Raw genomic sequence first — 3,669 nt, 5'->3', positions numbered from 1 at the left:
CGGGGCGGGCGTGGACGCCCGCCCCGGCACCGGGGTGTCAGGCCTTCTTCTCGTCGTCCTCGTCGACCACCTCGGCGTCGACGATGTCCTCGTCGTCGTCCTGCGGGGCGGCGGACTCGGCGCCGGCGTCGGCCGACTCCGCGCCCTGCTGGGCGTAGAGGGCCTCGCCGATCTTGACCTGGGAGGCCTGGAGCTTCTCGAACGCGGCGGCGACCTCGTCGTCGTTGTCCTGCTTCTCCAGGGCGGCCTTCAGGGCGTCGACGTCGGCCTGCACCTCGGTCTTGACGTCCTCGGGCAGCTTGTCCGCGTTGTCCTGCAGGAGCTTGTCCACGGAGTACGCGGACTGCTCCGCCTGGTTGCGGCGGTCGGCGGCCTCACGGCGCTTCCTGTCCTCGTCCGCGTGGGCCTCGGCGTCCTTGACCATGCGGTCGATGTCCTCCTTGGACAGCGAGGAGCCGCCCGTGATGGTCATCGACTGCTCGGTGCCGGTGCCCTTGTCCTTCGCGGAGACGTGCACGATGCCGTTCGCGTCGATGTCGAAGGTGACCTCGATCTGGGGCATGCCGCGCGGGGCCGGGGCGATGCCGGTCAGCTCGAAGGTGCCCAGCGCCTTGTTGTCCCGGGTGAACTCGCGCTCGCCCTGGAAGACCTGGATGGACACGGAGGGCTGGTTGTCCTCGGCCGTGGTGAACGTCTCGGAGCGCTTGGTCGGGATGGCCGTGTTGCGCTCGATGAGCTTGGCCATCACACCGCCCTTGGTCTCGATGCCCAGCGACAGCGGGGTCACGTCGATCAGGAGCACGTCCTTGCGCTCGCCGGCGAGCACGCCGGCCTGCACCGCGGCGCCGATGGCGACGACCTCGTCCGGGTTCACGCTCTTGTTGGGCTCCTTGCCGCCGGTCAGCTCCTTCACCAGGTCGGAGACGGCGGGCATGCGGGTCGAGCCGCCGACGAGGACCACGTGGTCGATGTCGGAGACCTTGACGCCGGCCTCCTTGATGACGTCCTCGAACGGCTTGCGGGTGCGCTCGAGCAGGTCCTTGGTGAGGTCCTGGAACTTGGCGCGGGAGAGGTGCTCGTCCAGGTGCACCGGGCCCTCGGGGGTCACGGACAGGTACTGCAGCGAGATGTTGGTGGAGGTGGCCGAGGAGAGCTCCTTCTTGGCCTGCTCCGCTGCCTCCTTCAGACGCTGCAGGGCGATCTTGTCCTTGGACAGGTCCGCGCCCTTGGACTTGGCCTGCTGGAGCAGCCAGTCCACGATCCGCTGGTCCCAGTCGTCGCCGCCGAGGCGGTTGTCGCCGGCGGTGGCGCGCACCTGGATGGTGGCGAAGTCGTCCTCGTCCTTGGCGACCTCGAGCAGGGACACGTCGAAGGTGCCGCCGCCCAGGTCGAAGACCAGGATGAGCTCGTCCTCCTTGCCCTTCTCCAGGCCGTAGGCCAGGGCGGCCGCGGTGGGCTCGTTGATGATACGGGTGACGTTCAGGCCCGCGATCTCGCCGGCCTCCTTGGTGGCCTGGCGCTCGGCGTCGTTGAAGTAGGCGGGCACGGTGATCACCGCGTCGGTGACCTTCTCACCCAGGTACTCCTCGGCGTCGTGCTTGAGCTTCATCAGCGTGCGGGCCGAGATCTCCTGCGGGGTGTACTTCTTGCCGTCCACCTCGGTGGTCCAGTCGGTGCCCATGTGGCGCTTGACGGACGCGAAGGTGCGCTCGGGGTTGTTGACGGCCTGGCGCTTGGCGACCTCGCCGACCAGGACGTCCCCGCCCTTGGAGAACGCGACGACGGACGGGGTGGTGCGGGCGCCCTCGGCGTTCGCGATGACGACCGGGTCGCCACCCTCGAGGGCGGCGACAACGGAGTTGGTGGTGCCGAGGTCGATGCCGACTGCACGGGACATGATGGGGTCCTTCCTGTCTGACGGTGAAGCGGGGGCCGGACCCGCGGGCCGGGGCACCGGCGCCGCAGGGAATTGAGCCTTCATGACTCAGGTTGCCACCGGGGCGGTGGACTGTCAAGTGAACCTGAGTCGACTTCACTCACTTCTGCTTCTGCGAGGGTCAACGCGGGCCGTCCGCGATCCATTCCCGGGGCCCGGGTCCATCCCTGATCCGTCCCGGTGCAGGCGCCGGGCCCTGGAAGCGCGCGGGTCTCGCGCGGTTGAATGGCGGAACACGGGGCGTCGCCGACGGCGCGCCCGTCCCGACGGAGAAGGAGCACCACCATGGCCGAGAAGAACGCCGCCGAGTACACCGTCCCGGGCCTGTCCCTGAGCACGGGCCGCCGCACCGCCGAGATCCTCCAGGGTCGCCTGCACGCCCTCAACGACCTGCAGCTCACCCTGAAGCACGCCCACTGGAACGTCGTGGGTCCGGGCTTCATCGGCGTACACGAGATGCTCGACCCACAGATCGAGCTGGTCCGCGCGATGGTGGACGTCGTCGCCGAGCGCATCGCCACCCTCGGCGTCTCCCCCGCCGGCACCCCGGGCGCCCTCGTGGCCGCCCGCACGTGGGACGACTACACGCTGGGCCGCGCGACGACCCTGGAGCACCTGGCCGCGCTGGACCTCGTCTACGACGGCGTCGTGACGGATCACCGCGCCGCGATCGACGCCACCGAGGACCTCGACCCGGTCACCCAGGACATCCTCATCGACCAGGTGGCCCAGCTCGAGCTGTTCCAGTGGTTCATGCGCTCCTTCCTGACCACGGACGACGGCCGCCTGAGCAGCGCGGGTGCGGCCACGGAGGCCGCCGCCGCGGGCCGGGTGAAGGACGACCAGGCCGCGCCCGCCCCGCAGGGCGCTCGCACGAAGAAGTCGGCTGCCAAGAAGGCCACGGCCTCGAACGCGAAGAAGTCGAAGAAGAAGTGACCGCGCGCCCCTGAGGCGCCCGCGTGCACGGAGGGCCCGACCGCACCGCCGGTCGGGCCCTCTGTCGCCGTCCGGGCTCAGGCGGCCCGCGCCGGCCACCAGACGCGCGGGCCGATGTCCCGGACGAGCGCGGGGATCAGCAGCGTGCGCACCACCAGTGTGTCCAGCAGCACGCCGAACGCGACGATGAATGCCAACTGCACCATGAACATCAGCGGGATCACCGCGAGCGCGGCGAAGGTGGCCGCCAGCACGACGCCGGCCGAGGTGATGACCCCGCCCGTGACGGTGAGGGCGCGCAGCACGCCCGCCCGCGTGCCGTGCCGCGGGGTCTCCTCCCGCGCCCGGGTCATCAGGAAGATCGTGTAGTCGATCCCGAGCGCCACGAGGAAGACGAAGCCGTACAGCGGCACGGTGGGGTCGGCGTCCTCGAAGCCGAACACGTGCCGGAACACGAGGGCCGAGACGCCCAGGGCCGCACCGAAGCTGACCACGAGCAGCACGGGTGCCAGGAGCGAGCGCAGCAGCACCGCGAGGATGACCAGCAGCATCGCGAGGATCAGCGGGATGACGACCCGCAGGTCGCGCTGCGTGGTGACGTTCGTGTCCAGCGCCTGGGCCGCCGGGCCGCCCACGAGGATCTCGCCCGAGGTGGGCAGGTCCGCGAGCCGGTCGCGCAGGCGGGCCACGGTCTGCTGCGCGGCGAGGGACTCGCCCGGGTCCGCCAGGGTGGCAGAGACCAGCACGCGGCCGTCCACCACGCGGGGCTGCGGCTCCGGCGCGGACGCGGCGCCCGT

3 protein-coding genes are annotated in these 3,669 nt (G+C 70.7%); 1 reads left to right on the top strand and 2 read right to left on the bottom strand.

Annotation, left to right across the window (positions count from 1 at the left end):
• Window positions 1–37: 37 nt before the first annotated feature.
• Window positions 38–1,897 carry a molecular chaperone DnaK gene (gene dnaK, locus D8M29_RS09945; RefSeq protein WP_036340002.1) on the bottom strand — a complete coding sequence of 620 codons (1,860 nt, stop codon included), beginning with the start codon at window positions 1,895–1,897 and terminating at the stop codon, window positions 38–40.
• 324 nt (window positions 1,898–2,221) lie between these two features.
• Between dnaK and D8M29_RS09940 the strand changes: the two genes are divergently transcribed.
• Window positions 2,222–2,872: a Dps family protein gene (locus D8M29_RS09940; protein ID WP_049146221.1), complete on the top strand. Its 651-nt coding sequence runs from the start codon at window positions 2,222–2,224 to the stop codon at window positions 2,870–2,872.
• 77 nt (window positions 2,873–2,949) lie between these two features.
• On the opposite strand, the gene D8M29_RS09935 is transcribed toward D8M29_RS09940, so the two are convergent.
• A partial coding sequence (locus D8M29_RS09935) for an MMPL family transporter (protein ID WP_148111572.1) occupies window positions 2,950–3,669 on the bottom strand: 720 nt, incomplete at its 5' end.

This window comes from Micrococcus sp. HSID17227 (assembly GCF_003989405.1).
In the GTDB taxonomy this organism is placed as follows: Bacteria; Actinomycetota; Actinomycetes; order Actinomycetales; family Micrococcaceae; genus Micrococcus; species Micrococcus luteus.
The sequence above is the reverse complement of the archived record's forward strand: the minus strand, read 5'-3'. Positions and strand labels throughout refer to the sequence as shown.